Origin of the sequence: Paenarthrobacter sp. CCNWLY172 (genome assembly GCF_037402035.1) — a bacterium.
GTDB lineage: Bacteria > Actinomycetota > Actinomycetes > Actinomycetales > Micrococcaceae > Arthrobacter.
This window is the reverse complement of record NZ_JBBEGB010000021.1, coordinates 19356-35717: the sequence shown is the minus strand read 5'-3', so window position 1 is coordinate 35717 and position 16362 is coordinate 19356. Positions and strand designations below refer to the sequence as shown.

General features: G+C 61.8%; 16 protein-coding genes. 3 read left to right on the top strand and 13 right to left on the bottom strand.

The window, feature by feature from the left end:
• Positions 1-133 precede the first annotated feature (133 nt).
• A complete protein-coding gene (locus WBN73_RS20995) occupies positions 134-652 on the bottom strand; it encodes a hypothetical protein (RefSeq protein ID WP_337341236.1) in 519 nt (172 codons plus the stop codon).
• 197 nt (positions 653-849) lie between these two features.
• Positions 850-1140, bottom strand: a complete 291-nt coding sequence (locus tag WBN73_RS20990) for a hypothetical protein (RefSeq protein WP_337341235.1) — start codon at positions 1138-1140, stop codon at positions 850-852.
• A gap of 248 nt (positions 1141-1388) precedes the next feature.
• On the opposite strand from WBN73_RS20990, the gene mobC reads away from it, so the two are divergent.
• Together mobC and WBN73_RS20980 are read left to right on the top strand one after the other, a co-directional pair.
• Complete coding sequence (gene mobC, locus WBN73_RS20985; RefSeq protein ID WP_337341234.1) at positions 1389-1781, top strand: plasmid mobilization relaxosome protein MobC; 393 nt, start codon at positions 1389-1391, stop codon at positions 1779-1781.
• A complete protein-coding gene (locus tag WBN73_RS20980) occupies positions 1778-3406 on the top strand; it encodes a relaxase/mobilization nuclease domain-containing protein (protein WP_337341233.1) in 1629 nt (542 codons plus the stop codon). Before mobC ends, WBN73_RS20980 begins: the two co-directional genes overlap by 4 nt.
• Positions 3407-3509: 103 nt before the next feature.
• On the opposite strand, the gene WBN73_RS20975 is transcribed toward WBN73_RS20980, so the two are convergent.
• Positions 3510-3905 carry a hypothetical protein gene (locus tag WBN73_RS20975; RefSeq protein ID WP_337341232.1) on the bottom strand — a complete coding sequence of 132 codons (396 nt, stop codon included), beginning with the start codon at positions 3903-3905 and terminating at the stop codon, positions 3510-3512.
• 180 nt (positions 3906-4085) lie between these two features.
• Between WBN73_RS20975 and WBN73_RS20970 the strand changes: the two genes are divergently transcribed.
• Positions 4086-4490, top strand: coding sequence for a hypothetical protein (locus WBN73_RS20970; RefSeq protein WP_337341231.1), 405 nt, complete (start codon positions 4086-4088; stop codon positions 4488-4490).
• 78 nt (positions 4491-4568) lie between these two features.
• On the opposite strand, the gene WBN73_RS20965 is transcribed toward WBN73_RS20970, so the two are convergent.
• Genes WBN73_RS20965 through WBN73_RS20920 form a run of 10 tightly spaced genes read right to left on the bottom strand, consistent with a single transcriptional unit; the run spans position 4569 to position 16326 of the window.
• Positions 4569-5930 carry a hypothetical protein gene (locus tag WBN73_RS20965; RefSeq protein WP_337341230.1) on the bottom strand — a complete coding sequence of 454 codons (1362 nt, stop codon included), beginning with the start codon at positions 5928-5930 and terminating at the stop codon, positions 4569-4571.
• A gap of 4 nt (positions 5931-5934) precedes the next feature.
• The gene (locus WBN73_RS20960) at positions 5935-6789 is read right to left on the bottom strand and encodes a DUF4913 domain-containing protein (RefSeq protein WP_337341229.1); all 855 of its coding nucleotides are present in this window, start codon (positions 6787-6789) and stop codon (positions 5935-5937) included.
• Positions 6782-8647 (bottom strand): type IV secretory system conjugative DNA transfer family protein, encoded by a 1866-nt coding sequence (locus WBN73_RS20955; RefSeq protein ID WP_337341228.1) that lies wholly within the window; start codon positions 8645-8647, stop codon positions 6782-6784. The genes WBN73_RS20960 and WBN73_RS20955 overlap by 8 nt, the downstream gene beginning before the upstream one ends.
• Positions 8631-10250: an ATP/GTP-binding protein gene (locus WBN73_RS20950; protein ID WP_337341227.1), complete on the bottom strand. Its 1620-nt coding sequence runs from the start codon at positions 10248-10250 to the stop codon at positions 8631-8633. Before WBN73_RS20950 ends, WBN73_RS20955 begins: the two co-directional genes overlap by 17 nt.
• The gene (locus WBN73_RS20945) at positions 10250-11755 is read right to left on the bottom strand and encodes an SCO6880 family protein (protein WP_337341226.1); all 1506 of its coding nucleotides are present in this window, start codon (positions 11753-11755) and stop codon (positions 10250-10252) included. The genes WBN73_RS20950 and WBN73_RS20945 overlap by 1 nt, the downstream gene beginning before the upstream one ends.
• A 2-nt stretch (positions 11756-11757) precedes the next feature.
• Positions 11758-13086, bottom strand: coding sequence for a hypothetical protein (locus tag WBN73_RS20940; RefSeq protein WP_337455680.1), 1329 nt, complete (start codon positions 13084-13086; stop codon positions 11758-11760).
• Between the two features lies 1 nt (position 13087).
• Positions 13088-13798, bottom strand: a complete 711-nt coding sequence (locus tag WBN73_RS20935; protein ID WP_337341224.1) for a hypothetical protein — start codon at positions 13796-13798, stop codon at positions 13088-13090.
• Positions 13795-14106, bottom strand: coding sequence for a hypothetical protein (locus WBN73_RS20930; RefSeq protein ID WP_337341223.1), 312 nt, complete (start codon positions 14104-14106; stop codon positions 13795-13797). Before WBN73_RS20930 ends, WBN73_RS20935 begins: the two co-directional genes overlap by 4 nt.
• Positions 14107-14118: 12 nt before the next feature.
• Positions 14119-14751, bottom strand: coding sequence for a DUF6668 family protein (locus WBN73_RS20925; protein ID WP_337341222.1), 633 nt, complete (start codon positions 14749-14751; stop codon positions 14119-14121).
• A 9-nt stretch (positions 14752-14760) separates the two neighbouring features.
• Positions 14761-16326 carry a ParA family protein gene (locus tag WBN73_RS20920; protein ID WP_337341221.1) on the bottom strand — a complete coding sequence of 522 codons (1566 nt, stop codon included), beginning with the start codon at positions 16324-16326 and terminating at the stop codon, positions 14761-14763.
• Positions 16327-16362: the final 36 nt, after the last annotated feature.

The window sequence follows — 16362 nt, the reverse complement described above, 5'->3', positions numbered from 1 at the left end:
AGCACGTCCCCGGCCCCGCGCCCCCCCGGTGTGTCGTCAAGGCTGAAAAGAAACCGGCCCCGCTCCAAGGTTCGACGGCAAGGCCCGTCTTGGACCATGGGAAACGGGGCCGGGTTGTGGTGTGGAATTGAGGCTACAGCCCCTCTTCGATTTCCCTGCTTCCTTCAGTGATTATTTGCTGCCATTCTTTCTCTTCTAGAACGGCACGGCCGCCGATGATTTCCTGTGCAGACTGCGTGCGGAGGTATTGGCGGGCTTGTTCGTAGTACGGAACCTGGAAGCGGTACAGAAGGTCGAGTGTTGGATGCAGACTTGCATTGGCACTGAGCTGGAGGGAGTCCTGAGCGGGGCCGTTCCACAGCAGCTCTGACCAGCGTTGGAGACCCGCAATGCCGAGTAGCGTTTCGACCTCCCATGTTGCGTCACTGCGGTCGGTGTCGCACTTGATTTTGTGAAGCACCTTGTATTCCGTGGCCGGAGACTTCTGAGAAGGCTTGTCGGGGTTTCCTGAATGGTGCGTGACCGGTTGCTGCCATGCAACGACCCCGGTTTGTTCGACGGCGGTACCGGGAGAGTAGCGCACGATTGCACCGCCACACTCGTCGCAGTACCAGGTTGTCAGTGGAGCGTCGATAGTTACTTGGCTCGGCATTGTCATCTCTTTCGCTGATGGGTTTGTGCTGATGCGGTTGGGTGGAGGCTGTGCACGGCCACCGCTCGCGCTGGTGAGGTTTGTCGCGGTGGTGACGTGGCGGTTGTGTGCAGGCGGTCAGTTGGGTCCCGTCGTCCACATGTGTGCGGGAAAAGCCCGAAGGATTTAGCTTTTGCCGTGCCCATGTGATCGAGGGGCTAGGAAGTTTGGCCGGAGTCGTCGCGTTGGTTCTTGGTGCGGCGCGGACGGCCGCCAACGTTCTTGGGGTTCGGTTCAATACCGAACCCTTTCAGGTCCGTATCCGTCCAGCCGTGTGTGGCTGCCTGACGGTGAAGCTGACTGAGGTTCCGTTCTGACTCTGCAAGGGTCTCGCGAGCGGCACGGAACGTCTCGGACGCTTTGGCAATCTCACGGATGAACGCGATCCGGGCTTCGCGGTCGGCATCAAGTTTGCGGGCGGCGGCTTCTTCGATCTCTTGAATGTTCATGACCCCATCCTAGCGAAGTGATGGGCATCCACCAGGGCAGTAATGGCAGCTGGCAGCGGCAGGGTTTTTGGAGGCTGGAACCGAAGGTTAGAAAACCGTGCACAGCCTTCCAGGAGGAGCAAGCTATACATTTACCCATGGGTAAATGGCTTGTCGGCTCGACCTTGGGTCGCGTCTCTGTCACACTGGAGTGTGAGTCCCCGAGGTTTCGGGGTCGCTGCGCTGGGCATGTGAAGGGATGTTTGGGAATGGGTGACGCACCGAAGGCAAGCCGCCTCGGTAAGTCACGCCGTGACAATGTTCCTGGTGGACGTACCCGCAAGGTCGAGGTGTACGTCACCGTTGAAGAGAAGGCGGCACTGGCTGCCCGTGCCATTCAGCAGAACGTCTCTGTTCCCCGGCTGTTGTTTGATTCCGCGTTCTCCGATGCTGGTGAAACTGCAACGGACCGCCGCAACGTTGCCGTCGAATTGTTGGGCATCAGGACTCTGCTTGGTGCCGTCTCGAACAACATCAACCAGATCGCCAGGCACGCGAACTCCACGAGTGAATTTCCGGATGATGCAGCCGCTGCGGTTGATGCCGCGCGTAGGCTGATGGTACGTATTGATGAAGCGGTTGTGGCGGTGATGCGGCCATGATGCCGAACATCACCAAGGGCACGCGCATGGTCGGCTTGATCATGTACCTAGCTGGCCCCGGGCGCTCGAACGAACACACCGATATGCGGTTGATCACGGCATCGGATGCCATCGTCAGTGTCGAACACGGTGCCGCATTGAACGCGGACAATGCAAAGACGCTGGCACACGAGATGGACATTCCGAAGGCCGTCTTTGCAGCTGACTCTGCGAGCAAGCATGTCTTCCACGTATCGCTGAGTTTGAAGGCCGACGAGGGTTCGCTCACCGATGAGCAGTGGGCCGGTATCGCACAGGACTTTGCGGAAGAGATGGGATTCACCGGCAGTGACGGCAAGCCGCCGTGCCGCTGGGTCGCCATTCACCACGGTGCAAGCAAAGCCGGTAACGACCACATCCACATGGCCGTATCTATGATCCGCGAGGATGGCACAAAGTGGAGCCAGCACAATGACCAGCCGCGTTCCCAAAAGGTCTGCGCCGGACTGGAAAAGAAATACGGGTTGCGTGTGGGACGGGGCGAGCACGCAGAGCGCGGATACCACCCCAAAGAGCAAGCCGCCGCACTTGCCCAGGGACTTGCAGAACTGCCACGGGAAACGCTGCAGCGCAGCGTCCGGGCAGCCAGTACAGCGAGCGTTGATGAGGCTGAGTTTGTACGCCGTTTGCGCGGAACGGGTGTTCTCATCCGTCCTCGTTTTGCCAAGGGCAGCACGACTGTTGTTGAGGGATACTCTGTTGCTTTGAAGCCAGCAAGCCGGGCTGAGAAGCCGGTGTGGTTTGGTGGCGGAAAGCTGGCGCGTGACCTGACCCTGCCGATGCTTCGTTCCGGCTGGGATGGTTCACAGGAAGCTGCCGACGCTGCTGCTGTCGAGTGGCAGGCCGTAGCTGACGGCAAGCGCATTGCTGCTCCCGGCAGGGAGGCTTTGCAGCCGACGGCGGAACAGTGGGAAAAGTACACGGCAGAGGTCGGTTCACTGTACGAGCGGATCAAGTCCGTACCGGTTGATGATCCCGCAATGTGGGCGCAGGTAGCTCGGGAAACGTCGGGCGCTTTCGCAGCGTGGAGTCTTCGGACAGAGGCTGTTCCTGGACCGTTGGCCGATACTGCCAAGGCGTTGTCCCGGACGGCCCAGCTGCGTCGTTTCCCCACCAAGACGGAGCACGCTCCTTTGCCCAGCGCCAAGGGTGCAGGGATGCTGTTGATGCAGTCGGCTGTTGGCCCCTCGACAACGGCAGGGGAAGCTTTGTTGCTGGCTCAGCTGCGGAACACCATGAGAGCCATCCACGACATGCACAAGGCGACGGGCAGGCTCTCGGATGCCGAGCGTGTACGAGTCGCAGCGGTGGACCGGTTGCGCGAAGTTAAGGCACGTATCGATGGTGCGATGCCCACTCCGACACAGCCAGTTGCGGCCGGGAGTGAGGCACCGTCAGCGTCGAAATGGATCACGGCTGCGGAGAGCAAACCAGCGGGCGGCCTGCCGGAAGACCTGGAGCAGGTCAAGTTCCTCGCTACCGTCAGCCGGCCATCCAACACGCCGCCTCAGCGCCCAGCAGTGCCGAGTCCAGTAGAGCCTGCCAAGCCCACAGACAAGTCACGGGACAAGGGTCGGGGACGTTAGATTCAAGCCGATCACGATCCTCGCGCGAAAGGCCCTGGACGTTTGCAAGAAGCGTCCAGGGCCTTTCTGATGGATGTGGTTCAATCCGGCGCCGTTTGGTGCACTAACGGGTGGGTAGACCGGCGTACCCTCCGTATCCCAACCGGGTCAGAAGGACGTTGGTGAACGCGTCCCAGGCTTCTTCTGTGCGCATCCACTTTTCAGCCGCCGTGGTAGCTGGCACCCTTTGCTGCTTCTTAGCCTCTTCAAGGAATTCTTTGAAGCCATACGCGCGTGGCTTGGGAGGCCCAACGACGTCGGAGGCTTCCGACGGCACGTGACCACGTCCATACCCAATCCACGGCTGGATAAGGGGCTTAATGATCATCCAGTGATCGAGGCCTTCGCTCTTCTCCGCGTCGATCAGCAGCAGCGCATCAACGACCCGAACAACAGCCCGAAGCGCTGGCTCTGCAGCTAGAGCCCGCTCGTAGCATTCCTGCTGCTCTTCCCACGTCATACTCACAGTTGCGCCTTCCCGTTCTCCGATGAACCTTCAGATTGTCGGTTGTTGCGTCCGAGGTCAAACACGGGCAGGCAGCACTGCATGAACGCTCCGTTGGAGAGTGAAACAGACGCGTAGTAGGTTTTGTTCTTTATCGTCCTGCTACTTGATCATGCCCACAGGAGGGCTAACTACATGAGCACCGCGAAGGTCTACCGACCCCTGAAAGGCAGGACACAGATCCGCCTGCCTTACCAACCCGGAGGCGGAAACTACGCCCTGCTCAAGGAGGTCTGCGGCGAGGCAACGCGACCGAAGTACGAGAAACCAATTTTCACAGTGGCCCGCAATCACACCACAGCCGTCATCGATGGGCTTGCGGAACGGTTTGACCGGGTAGAGGTCACGTTGGAAGGCAACGCCTATTCAACCTGTGTCAGCGAGTGCTGGGAGAAGGCTAAGCCTGAAACTGTCGCTGACTGCGTTTGCGGATGCGCGGGCAGGAACCATGGAACAGGAGAACCGGAGGGCGCCTACACCATCGCTCCTGGACTCGTCCTTGAAAGCGAAGTCACGACCTACACTTACGTGATCGAATAGCACCGCCATTAACGAGGAGAGGCCCGCACCTATGAAGGTGCGGGCCTCTTTCTACGTGTAAGGCTTACTCAGCGCGGGCTAGCGTCCGCCTTTGCTGATCTGGTGAGCGCGGGGGATGTTGTTGTTCTTCCGGGCCTTGGTGGCGCTGGGAGCCGGCCCTTTCACGGCAGCGGTTGGGTGTGTGCCTTGGCTGACGTCAGCCAGGATTCTGGCGTCAACGGTGGCTTCGTCGGCCTTGCCGTGGAGCGTGCGGGCGAAGTCCTCGCGACGGTCTGACGTGTCCCAGTTCTCCACGGCCAGGGCGTCGGCTTTGGCTGCCTCCTGCGCGTACCACGCGGCATCGTCCGTGGTGGGTCCGCTTTCCATTTCCAAGGGAATCATGTCGCGAAGGTCCTCAGCGCGTACAGCTGCAGCGTCACCGTCCAGGCGCGAACCGGTGGCGGCCGCTTCCTTGAAGTAGGCCGCAGAGCGCAGATCATCGGCGCGGGAGAAGTCCGGCTTGGCCGCAGGTACGGGTGTACCCGTTGCGGTGCGCCAATGCCGGATCAGCCTTTCATCGTCCGCACGCTCATCTGCCACACTGTCAGCAAAGTTGCGTCGCTGTTCCCAGTCAGCGAAGTACACAGGCTGGTGCTCTGCGGCCCATTCTCTGGCCTGCTGCAGCTGGGTTGCGTGTTCGTTCTGCGCTTGGGTCGGTTGCGCTCCAGGGGCGGGTTGGGTGGCCTTGGCGGTTGCTGCTTGCCATTGCCGGATCAGCTCGCTTTCGCCGGACCGTGTGGCTTCCACGGTGTCCGCGAAACCTTGACGCTGGCTCCATTCGGCGTAGAGCCTGGGGTCTTCCTCGGTGGCCCATTCAATGGCCTGTTCCAGTTCGGTTGGGCCGTTGCTCTGAACCTGTACTGTCGCGGGTGCTTCCGGGCTGGACAGCCATGAGGCGACGAGCTGGTTATTTAACCGTTCACGGTCCCGGCTGTTGGTGGCGTTGATCATTTGTCGGGTGTGCAGGCTGTCCATGAGCGGGTCCTTCTCCGCTGCCCATTGCTTGGCCTGCAGTAAGGCAGTGAGCTGTCCCGGTTCGGTGCCGGTTACGATGACCCCGCGCTTGGCCAGCTGTTCGTCCATCACTGTGCCGAGCTTTGCGATGTCTGCGTCTTCCCTGCCCCAGGCCGTGGAGGACTGGTAGGCAGCTCCAATCTGTTCAGGGGTTGCCGTGTCCCACCAGCGGTCTTCTGCGACCGGAGCGAGGGCCACACGGGCGGCGTTGCGCTCGGCCTCGAACCGGGCGGTCGCCTCCCGGCCTTCTTGCTCGCTGCGGGAGCGTGCTTGCTCGATGTGTTGCTGGCGGGCCCGGGCGGCTTGTTCACCGATCCTGGCTGCGAACATCAGTGTCTGTCGCAGGAGGTCATCGAAGATTTCGTTGATGCCGTCTGATTCGTTCATGGCTTTACTCCTCTGTCTCATTTACTGATGGGCGTACATCGGGGAATAGCTCAGCTGGTGGCGGAACGGTGCGGAATGCTTTGATGCCGTCGGGGGCTTTGGCGTGGCCACCGGTAAGGCTGCACCCGTCGAACGGCCCTTTGCCGTCCAGCAGGATGGGCAGGTGGTGGTCCAGGTGGTCTTTCATGAAGACGCTCATGCCGGTCTTGCCGTCGAGGCGGAGGTGTTCCCATGCCCGCCAAAGAGCTTCGAAGCGGATGATCGCTTCGGCGTGACGCCACCATTCCGGGCACCACGTGGTGTGGTTTCCGTTGACGGTGATTTCGCGCCGGTACATGGGCACCAGGTATTCCTCGACCCATTGGGCGGTTGAGCCGAACACCAGCTCCGCTTCGGGTTCTGGTTCCTGCTCACTTTCCGGTGCGGCGTCAGCTGCAGCTGGCCCCGTTGAGGGGTCAGCTGCGGGTTCGGGAGCCGCTGCGGTGAACACGCCGGAGGCGAACATCTCCGAGATCCAGTCCTCGATGGCACGGAACGACCACAGAGGCGTTCGGCCCCAGCTGAGGGGTTTGGGTGCCTCGCCGTGGGTGACGAGTGTCCGGAACGTGCTGACGGACATCTTCTGGGCGCGGTCGCCAATGAGGGCTACGACTTCGGCGGCCGTGAGCTGGAAGTCCTCGACTTCCTCATCGTCCTTCTTATCTGTGCTGGCAGGAGCTTCCTCAGCCTCGTTGCCCGGCTGAACCTCCTCCTGAGAGGAAGATGCGGCCGTATCGGGTTCGCTAGGCGCATCAGGTTCTGTGGTTTCTGCCGGGGGCAGGTCCGACCAGGCGTCCATGGGATCGTGGCTCTCAGTCATTGCCGGCCGCCGTGATCCAGCGTGAAGCCTCAACAACCGGTGCCGGTGCAGGGGCTTGGGCTTTGTAGGCAACGACGACGGGGTTGGTGTCGGCGTCTTTGCTTTCGAGGATGGCTGCGGTCATTTCCTTGCTCTTCTCCGAGGGATCGTAGAGGTTCAGCGAGAGCCATACCGAGTCAGCGTGGGGACCGTCCTTCCACTGCTGGGTTTTGATCAGCGTCGCGGGAGCGCCGGACCGCTTGACCACGGCACGGCCGATGGGAAGTGCGGAGAGGTCAGCGACCGTGAGGATGCTTTCCTTGCCGCCGTCGGGGTTCACTGACCGTGACTGCCCGGTGCGGGATGAACTCGTGGACACGGTGTCGTAGGTGTACTCACCGACCAGGGACGAGAACTGACGCAGGAAACCTTCCTCATCGATGCCGGAACCGATGACCTTCACGGAGCTGGCTGAGTAAATCTTCCGCATGCCCTTCTCCCCCCACAGCTCTTCGCCTTGGGAGTACGACTGCAGGTAGGCCTCGGGGATGATGCCCTTGGAACCGTAGTGGCTGTACTTGTCCGGCAAGTCCTTCCACGGGCAGACGTTCGCGATTTCATCCAGCGGGAGCATCAACGGCACGGCGAGCCTGCGACCGGGCTGGGTCATGGCATATTCCTCAGCAGCGTCCGCGACGGCGACTGTGAGCGCCGTGGTGAGCGCTGCAGCGGAGCCGCCGCCTTCCTTGGACAGCACGTACAGGGTGTCCTTGGCGGAGCGGACGAATTCCTCAGGGCTGAACTGCGGACGGGAGTCCGCTTCCGAGAGTGGGTTGACCCACTGGAGGGTGCTGACGAATTTGAGGGTCTGCACCATGGCTTTGGCGGTACCGACAACGCCGTCCCGCTGCGCAGGTTCATACTGCAGCTGAGCCTCAAGGGACGAGGCGTAGGCGGCGTAGATGCCGTTCTCCTGCTCGCGGAGCAACCTGCTGGGTTCGGTGGGCTTGCCCTGGTTGATCCAGTCGTAGACGATGCTGATCGGTTTGTTACCGATCGCGGCCGCGAGGAACAAGGACGTGAGCATGTCCTTGCCTTCGTTGTCGAAGTACGCGTCCCCGGTGACGTTCGGCCCACGGCCGGCGACCATGAAGATCTCGGCCAACTTCATGGCACGTTCGTCATTGCGGACGTAGGACAGCGGGTTCCACCACCAAGTGGCGGGATCGCCGCTGATCTTCTGCGGGTCGAAAGCCCAGATTCGGCCGATGACCGACCGGGCGAGGCGCGTAGCGTCAATGACGTCCGGCTTGTTGGAAGTGGTCAGGACGGCACCAGGTGCGTCCAGGACGCGGGGAATGACCTGAGTGGAGGACTTACCCTGACGGGGACCCCAGATTTGCAGGACCACGGATTCGAAGTCTGCGTAGACCTTTTGCATCCCGGCCACGGTGACGCCGATGAAAGCACCGATGGAGCCCTGCACACCGAACCGGGCCGCTGCGGCGGCCACGGACTTCTGGGTGATCTGGGAGATGTCCTTCCCGCGTCCCATCAAGGCTGCCTTGTGGTCCACACGGCTACGGCCCTTTCGGGAGCGCATCACCAGCCGGAGGACCAACACGGCCACCAGCAGGATCAGAACCACTGTTACGGCGGCCACGACGGTGGACATCGTGGACCAGCCGACCTTGCCGCCGACCAGCAGGAACGGTGTCCCGAAGGGGTTGGCGGGGAGCTTCTGGCCGTCGCCGCTGAGCATGGACCCGCCGTAGATTCCGGCGTCCAGGACGCCGATGATGATTACGCACAGTCCAAGGAGAGCGAAGCCGGCCTTTTGGCCGGACGTGATCGTGTTCCCTTTACGCTGCTGCATCATGGTCGGTCTCCTCAACGTCGGCGTCGGTAATGCCCAGCTGGCGTTCGATCTCTTCCGGTGTCAGGCCTTCCTTACGCAGCGCCTCCCAGCGCTGGTTGGTGTCAGCCACGCGGTCTTCAACAGAAGTCAGGCGGGTCTCGACCGGGATCCCCGGTCCCTGCCCGAGCTTGATCAGGAACTTCCCGCGACCGTACGGCGCCTGCTTGCCGCCACGGGAGGTGATCTTCTTCGAGTCCGACCATGAAACGATCCGCTGCCGTTCGGCGCGGGTCATGTTTCGCAGGTTCTGCACGGCGTCCATCTCAGACCGGCCAAGGCCGCCCATGACGATCATGGAGCAACGTTCAGCGAAGCCCTGCGCCTTCTTGCGGTCAGCTTCGTCGGCTACGGCGTCGAAGTCTTTGAGGGTGTGGGAAATCATCATCTGTCCGATGCCTTGGTGCCGGTTCAGACGGGTCAGGGAGTCGGCCCGGTCCACGATGCCGCGACCGATCCGGAGGGCACGCCAGAGTTCGTCGAGGACGATGTTGTAGTTCCGGCGCGGTTCCAGTCCGGCGTCCGCGAGGACTTGGGAGACCTTCACGGCAGCGAAGCCCGTTGACCAGGACGCGAGCATCGCCGCTGCCTGCTGTTCGGGAAGGGTGTCATCAATGGCGGAGAGGTCGAAGACGCAGGACCGGGTGATGTCCATCTGGTCTTCTTTGCGGGTGTGGCGGGAGAACATTCCGCCGATGGTGCTGCCGTCCGCGATGCCGTTCAGAGACTTCTGCAGAGCATCGGTGGAGTTGGCATATCGTTCGTCTTCTCCACGGTCGAGCACCGCGTTGCGGATGGCTTCTGGCCTGTCAGCGATCACCTGGGCGAGGTCCTTGATCAGCGGCACGCCGTCGAAACGGTCAAAGAGGATGCGCAGTGCCTTGTCCAAGACAATGGTTTCTTCCTCAGTGATGGAAGAACCACGGGCAATGGTCAGCAGTGCCATGAGCAAGGACTTGCGGTGGTAGTGCGCTTCTGTCAGGACTTCCTGACGTGCACCACCGGTGAGACGTTCGGCGGCGCGCATGGCGATGTGGGAATCGAGCACGTTCAGGTAGCCGCGGTCGTTACCGAGCCTGATCACCTTGCCACCCATCATCCGGGTGCGGAGAACGTGCTCACCCTTCACATCTCCCAAGGTCATGGACAGCACCCCGAAGGCATCCAGGCCCATCATGATCTTTCCCACCAAGGTGGACTTGCCCAAGGCCGGGTTGGACATGAAGTACGCGCTGGGGTTGGGAATCAATCCCCGCTGGTAGGCGGTGAAGTGGTCCAGCCCGACGATGTTGCCGGTCAGGAGGTTCGAGCCGAGGGGCACACCGGCCAGCGGTGAACCCGCCCCTGACGAGAACGGGTAAAGGCCGCAGACCTGCCGGGACGATCCACGGTATTCGGCGGGAAGGTCGATGTAGGAGGCATGCCCACCACCGGGCACCGCGTAACCGCGTTTGGAGGGGGCGATGTATGCCCGCCGTCCTGCCTTGCGGATCCGCTCGACGTCCGGGAGTTGAGGGGCCACTTCCAAAGCATCGTCATTTTTGGTGAAGAGGGAACGGAAATTCATTAGATAGCCTCTCGAACGCGGGCAGGAACTGCGACGTAATCAGGAAGCACCAGGCCAAGGGGCAGGGACGCGGCAAAAGCGACGTCCTGAGAGCCATAGGCCGGGCGGATGATCAGCTGCGCCGTGCCGGCAAGATCCTCGATTTCATAGGATGCTGCACGGGCGTCAGAGGAGCGCATCACGGTTGCGGTAATCACCATGCCGAAGTTGATCAAGGACGCGTCCTTGGCGACCTCCTTCGCTGTCTGTTCGGCAGAGGCCAGCTCTGCAGCGGCACGGTAGCTGGGACGCTTGGTGGCTGAGGCACGGACCTTGGCGGCGTTCACGTCCGCCTCGGCTACGTCCATGGCCGTACCAGCGGAAACCGGACGGTACAGGAATGTCACACGTTTGCGGTTAACGTCCGGGCTGGGAGTCAGCAGGTCCTCGAAGACGTTCGAGAAGATGACACCGCGCGGGGCTACGGACATGACCCATGACTTGGAGAAACCCGACGCATGGCGGTACCACTCCCAGCCAGCATCGTGGGCCACAGGCCCGGCGTTGTCCCAACTCACCGGAGGGGTAACGCCTTGGCTGTGGGCCGCGTCGAAGTGCTCTGCAAGCATCGGGTCATAGGCGCTCATGACAACCTCGCAAAGCGTTTGCGCGGTCACAGGATGCGCATCCCCGGCACCGCACACCTCCAAATGCTCTGTGAACTTGCCCAGACGTGAGCCAAGATCTAGCCCGATGTCCTCGATCTTGCGGTTCCGCTCCGCTCCCGGTCGCCACGTCGTGAACGTCAAGGCAATGTAGGCCCGTGTCACAGCTGACTGCTGCGGGAACGTGGTCTTCACTTCCTCCATCATTTCTCGGGAAGCAGGGGAAGCAGAGTCGGCCATATTTGAGTCGATCTCATGGCGGAGGCGCACTCCGTAATCCGGAGCTGTCTCGACGGTGACCGAGGCCGCAACGATATCGGAGGTCTTGGACAGGCCTGAGAGCCACGCTCCCCAGTTAGCGACGTAGGCGTCGATGTTCTCCCGGTCATCCAAAGCAAGCCCGGTAGGTTCGACTTCGATGACAACGCTGACGTGATTGGTTGCGGGCATGTGCAGGAGTGCGAAAGGTCGCATAAAGCTGTCTTGGAATTCGTGCAGCTCCGAGGTAGCAAGCAGGCCAGGCAGCCGGCACTTGCCTGTTGGGACGTGTCCTACAGGGCCGGACCGGTAGAGATTCCGACGGGACTTGGAGGAGCGGTTGAACAGTCGGCGGCCAATGAGCCGCTGGCTCATGGAGAGGCCGTGCTTATCGCGCACAGTCAGAGCCGCAAAGGTCAGACCAAGAATGACCAGGGCAGCAGCGCCGCCCAGGGCTCCGCTGAAGCGGAACACGATAATGACGACCAACAGGCCGCCGATCAGCAGGCCGGTTTCCAGTGATCCCAGCTTGCCGATACCGCCAGTGCGGGGCTTGCGCCAGTTTCCGTAGGTTGGTTCGGTGTAAATCGTCGGTTCGCTCATGCTTATCCTTTGCTTCCGGACGGACCGTCGCCCGTAGATGATTCAGCCGCGCTCTTCGCGGCTTCCGTGCCCTTCTTGGCTACCTGAGTCGCGACCGCGATCCCGGCACCCACTGGCCCTGCAGCTGCAGCGGCTCCGCCGCCGGCACCAGCGCCGGCCCCTCCACCGGTAGCACCTGCACCAGCCGTGGCTGCGCCTGCAGCAGCCGTAGGAGCTGCGGCCGTCGATGTTCCAGCAGTGGAGGCTCCCTTGGCGGGTGTGCTTCCGCCGCCGCTCGGGTTGGACTTGGAGCCCGTCTCGGTGGAACCCTTGGGTCCCTTCGCCCCTGTCTCACCGGGAGAGCTGGAGGAGGACTGGTGCCCGCCAGAACGGCTACCACCGGAGAAGCTGCCCTTGTTGATCGCGCCAGTGGCCAAGGAACCGGCCATAGCGCCAAACGCTGCACCACCGCCACCGCCACCGGCCACTGCACCGACCATCGGGGTGACAAAGCGCATCAAAGCAGGCAAGGCAATCAGAGCGACGAACATCAAGCCGAGACCGGCAAGGATCTTCACGCCGCCCGTTCCGTCGTCGTCCTTGCCAAAGAAGTTCGCCCCTGTGAGCTTGAACGCCGTCGCATAGATCAACGCTGCAGCTGGCTTGTACAAGATGAAAGCGATGGTCCAGCCCACGCAGCGCTGGAACCACTGACGTCCCATTTCAGTGTTTGTGAAGGCAGCAGTGGTCGGGAAGATACCGGCTAGAACCACGAGAAGGCCCGAGCGGAACACCATCAGCACCAGCTGAATCAGCGAGATGAGCACGGCTAGCAATCCCAGGACAATAACGAGAATGACGCCGATGTTGCCCGACAGGTTGATCATCGAGGCCAAGTTCGTGCCGAAGCCGGTTCCTGCCGTGGCCTCATCGATCAGCCATTTCGCCAGAGCATCCATAGCTGTGACCAGCAACTGGATCGCGGCAACGCCGCCAGCTGAAACAAGGATGAAGCGCACCAACCCTACGGCGACTTGCCGCAGCGGCTCGCCGCGCTGCTCCCAGATCATCCGGCCAGCACCAACAAGGATTGCCAGCACCGCCAAAGCCAGCGTGTAGTACCAGAGGTGCCCCTGTAGGAACTCGACCTCAGCCGAGGATTTCGTTCCACTAGCGATCAATGGAGGAGTGTCCACGTTCACCCAGAACGTCCCCAACCATGCGACCGCCTTGCCGAATGCCTCAGTTACACCTTGGGCAACCTGCTCCAGCGCGCTGCCGGTCAGATCTTTCACGGCATTACCGAAGCAGTTTGACGCGTGGAGGATGTCGCAAGGCTTTTCGTCGGCCATCCTAGACACCTGACCAAGGAATAAGGGTGGACAGGTCCTTTACCTGCTGTCCCGAAGCAGGCGGCAGCACCGTCTTCCAGTCTCCGTTTTCCCACTTCATGGCTGTTGCAAAGGTGAAGTAGGTGTCATTAGAGAACTTAACGCCGAGGGTAACGACGGCACTGTCGGCTGAATACGAGACGTATTGGTAGCCGGCGACCTGCACGTCAACAGGTTCTGCTGACGAACTAGTCGCGAGGGCGGCATCTCTCTCGGGACCAGAAGCCGCGAGATGCTTGTACGTCTCAGCCTGACGCCCGCTCGCACTCATGGCCAAGACGTTAGTGGCAGCATAGAGTGCGCCGGTTGGGTTGTGAGCAAAGCATGTGCGTACTCCGTCAGCACTAACCTTCCCGGGACCGAACTTCTCCGGGGCAGTAGGAGTGGCGATCTTGCCTACCAGTTCCCATTTTGAGGTGAGGCCTGGGCCGGGGATGATTGGGTCGCCCTTGGGAAGCCCGCAAACGCTGTCTCCCGGGGCAGCAGACGGCGCTGAGGAACTCTTATCGGCAGTAGGTGTTGGCTGCGCGTTGGGCGCTGCTCCCACGGGCGGGAGCAGCGCGTACACGACGGCCAGCACGATGATTACGACGATGACGCCACCGGCTGCGAGAAACCACGGCTTAGTGAACGGGTTCTCCGCCTTGGGTGTTGAGTCTGTGCTTTCGCTCATGCGGTGCCACCCGAGGCAGTGACGACGGCCCCCACGAGGCCAGAAGCTACAGCGGCCACGATGCAACCAGCCAGTACCCAGATCAGCCCGGTGGCGGCCTGTCCCCCACCGTTACCCTGGCGGTGGTCGAACATCATCTTGCCGGCCACGACGAGAACGCCCGCCACGGCGATGGCAAAGACGATCCATGAGACCCAGCCCAAGATGGTCAGCAGACCGTTAGCTCCGGGAGGAGTGCCAGCAATCGGCTGCGGGATGTCCGCGAAGACAGACCCTGTGACGAGGACGGTGTTGGTGAATACAGACATGTTTTCTCTTCCTTACTGTGATGGGGTGTGAGCTGCGGTGTGCAGCTGGATATCGGCCACGATGTTGCGGACTTGACGGGGCAAATCCGCTAACGCGGGGTGGACTCCCCGCCGCCAGTCCTCCACCCACGGCATCCGCCATGTGTGGGGAACAGCGCCCGAGACTGTGATGATGAGGTCTTGCAGGTCTTTTGGCAGTTTGGAGGGCGAATCGGAAACGATCACCAAACCTGCCAAGGTCAAAGGTTCGAGTGCTCCCGAAACCCACTCAATAGCCGCAGACTGGGCCGACCGCAGGCCCTTGGCGTTCGACCGGCAAACCAGCAGAACACTGTCCTTGCCCTCAGCCAGTGGCGAGTCCTCCCGGACAGGCCATGCATGGGAAGCCCTCCTGGAACCCTCCAATAGAGAGGCGATGGTGGATTCCCCCGCGCCGCCGTGCGTGCCCAGAACCCACAGCCCTGCCGGGCTCCCGTCGATGTTCTGCCGGTCCAAGTGCCCTGTACCAGCCAGCCGGCCGATACCTTTCTGCGGGCGGGCCGGACCGAGCGGCTTACGGGCCACCGTCACGGGGGCAATGTTCGTTGCCTCCGGTTCTCCGTTCACCGCCTGAATCCATTTCGATTCCTGCCCTGTGGTCATCATGGGTCTTTCCTAGTGAGCTTGTGTTGTCTGGCCACGGCGGCCGCTGGTGATCTGTGGAGTGGGATTGGCAACGGCGTCCTGCAGCTGCACAACCAGCGCAGCGGCTATGCGCACGAATGCCGCACGGGTTGCCGGTGCCAGCTTGTCGAGGGTGATCGCGCCACGTTCAGCGAGGTGCGCGTCGTAAGGAACCGTGAACATGCGATCCTCAGCCACACCGGTCTGGTGCATGAAGTCCTTCACCAGACGTTCGACCTTGTACTCCGGACGACCATCGGAGACCCGGACGACGATTGCCCGGTTGGCAAGCTCCCGGAAGTGAGGATCGTCGTGGGACTCAAGGAAGTGGAACAGCTCCACTGCCTCACCCATCGAGTCCGAGGCGTTCATCATCGGGACCAGGAGAGCATCGGACGTTGCCAGTGCACCGGCAAAGGCCGAACTCGTGTACACGTTGCCCGAGTCCATGGCCCGGATTGTGTAGAACTGGTCGATGAGCGCGGAGACGGTCTCGATGGACTGGCGGTCCAGCGGAGCGCGCCGGGTCGGGCTTGAACCGAAGGTATGCGCAAACGAGGTCTGCGGAATGGCGTAGCCCTCCAGCTGTGCCTTAGTGGTCACGTTGGCGGCGTTGAGCACCAGCTCCCCGATGCCGCTGCGCTGTTCACCCTCTGAACGGCCCGCCAGCTGGCCGGGGTCATCCGAGACTTCCATCATCGCGACCGAACCGCCACGGATGGAGGCGAGGATCCCGGAGACAGAAACAGTCGCCGGGGTCTTGGCCGAGTTGCCCTTCTTGTTGGCAACCGTGAACGCAACCGAACCGCGCTGCCAAGTGGCCTGGCGGATGATTCGTTCGCAGCACAGGAGCTCGGCCTGCTCGCGGCGGGCAGCTGCTTCACTCACGCCGGGGGCCAGCTTCGATGACCCTCCGGTGAGCTTGTTCAGCCATCCGTTGAAGCCTTGCTCTGCAGGCCCGTCCTGAACGAAGTTGTCCAGGTCGTAACCGTGGCCAAGGACGTAGAACAGCGAATCGTCCTTCTCGCGTTCGGCGGGCGCTGTCACTGCTGACGCGTTCACGAACTCGGCGTTCCACCGGCTTGAGGCAGCAGCCGGGTTCTCCACGGTCCCGTCCGGTTCCACCGAGAAGGGTTCCTGCACGATGACCGGCGCCGGACGGCTCGCCCGTTCCCGCGTTACAGCTGGTGCGTGCTCTTTCACGGCCACAGTTGCGGCGGGTGCTTCCACTCGCACGGATTCAGGCTCGACCTGAACTTCCGGCTCAACGGCCTCAACGGCGTCCGTTGGTCGCTTGTCATCGAGCTTGAGTGTCCCGTCAGGGTGAACGAGCAGCACCTCGATGCCTTCGTCGTCGCTGGTGGTAACCCGAAGCGTCTGGCCGGCGAGTTCTGCTTCTTTCACAACCATGGTGATCAGTGCGCGCCGGACGTCGTTGGTCGATTCCCCGCCCACGAGCTGTTCGTTGGTGCCGATGATCAGCACGCCGGTGTTGTCCCCGTTGATGCGGGCACTAATGGGAGGGAACTCCCGGATGGATTCCTTGTCGGTTGCCATGTCATCTCTCTTTCTTGTCAGTTCCTAGTTGCCGCG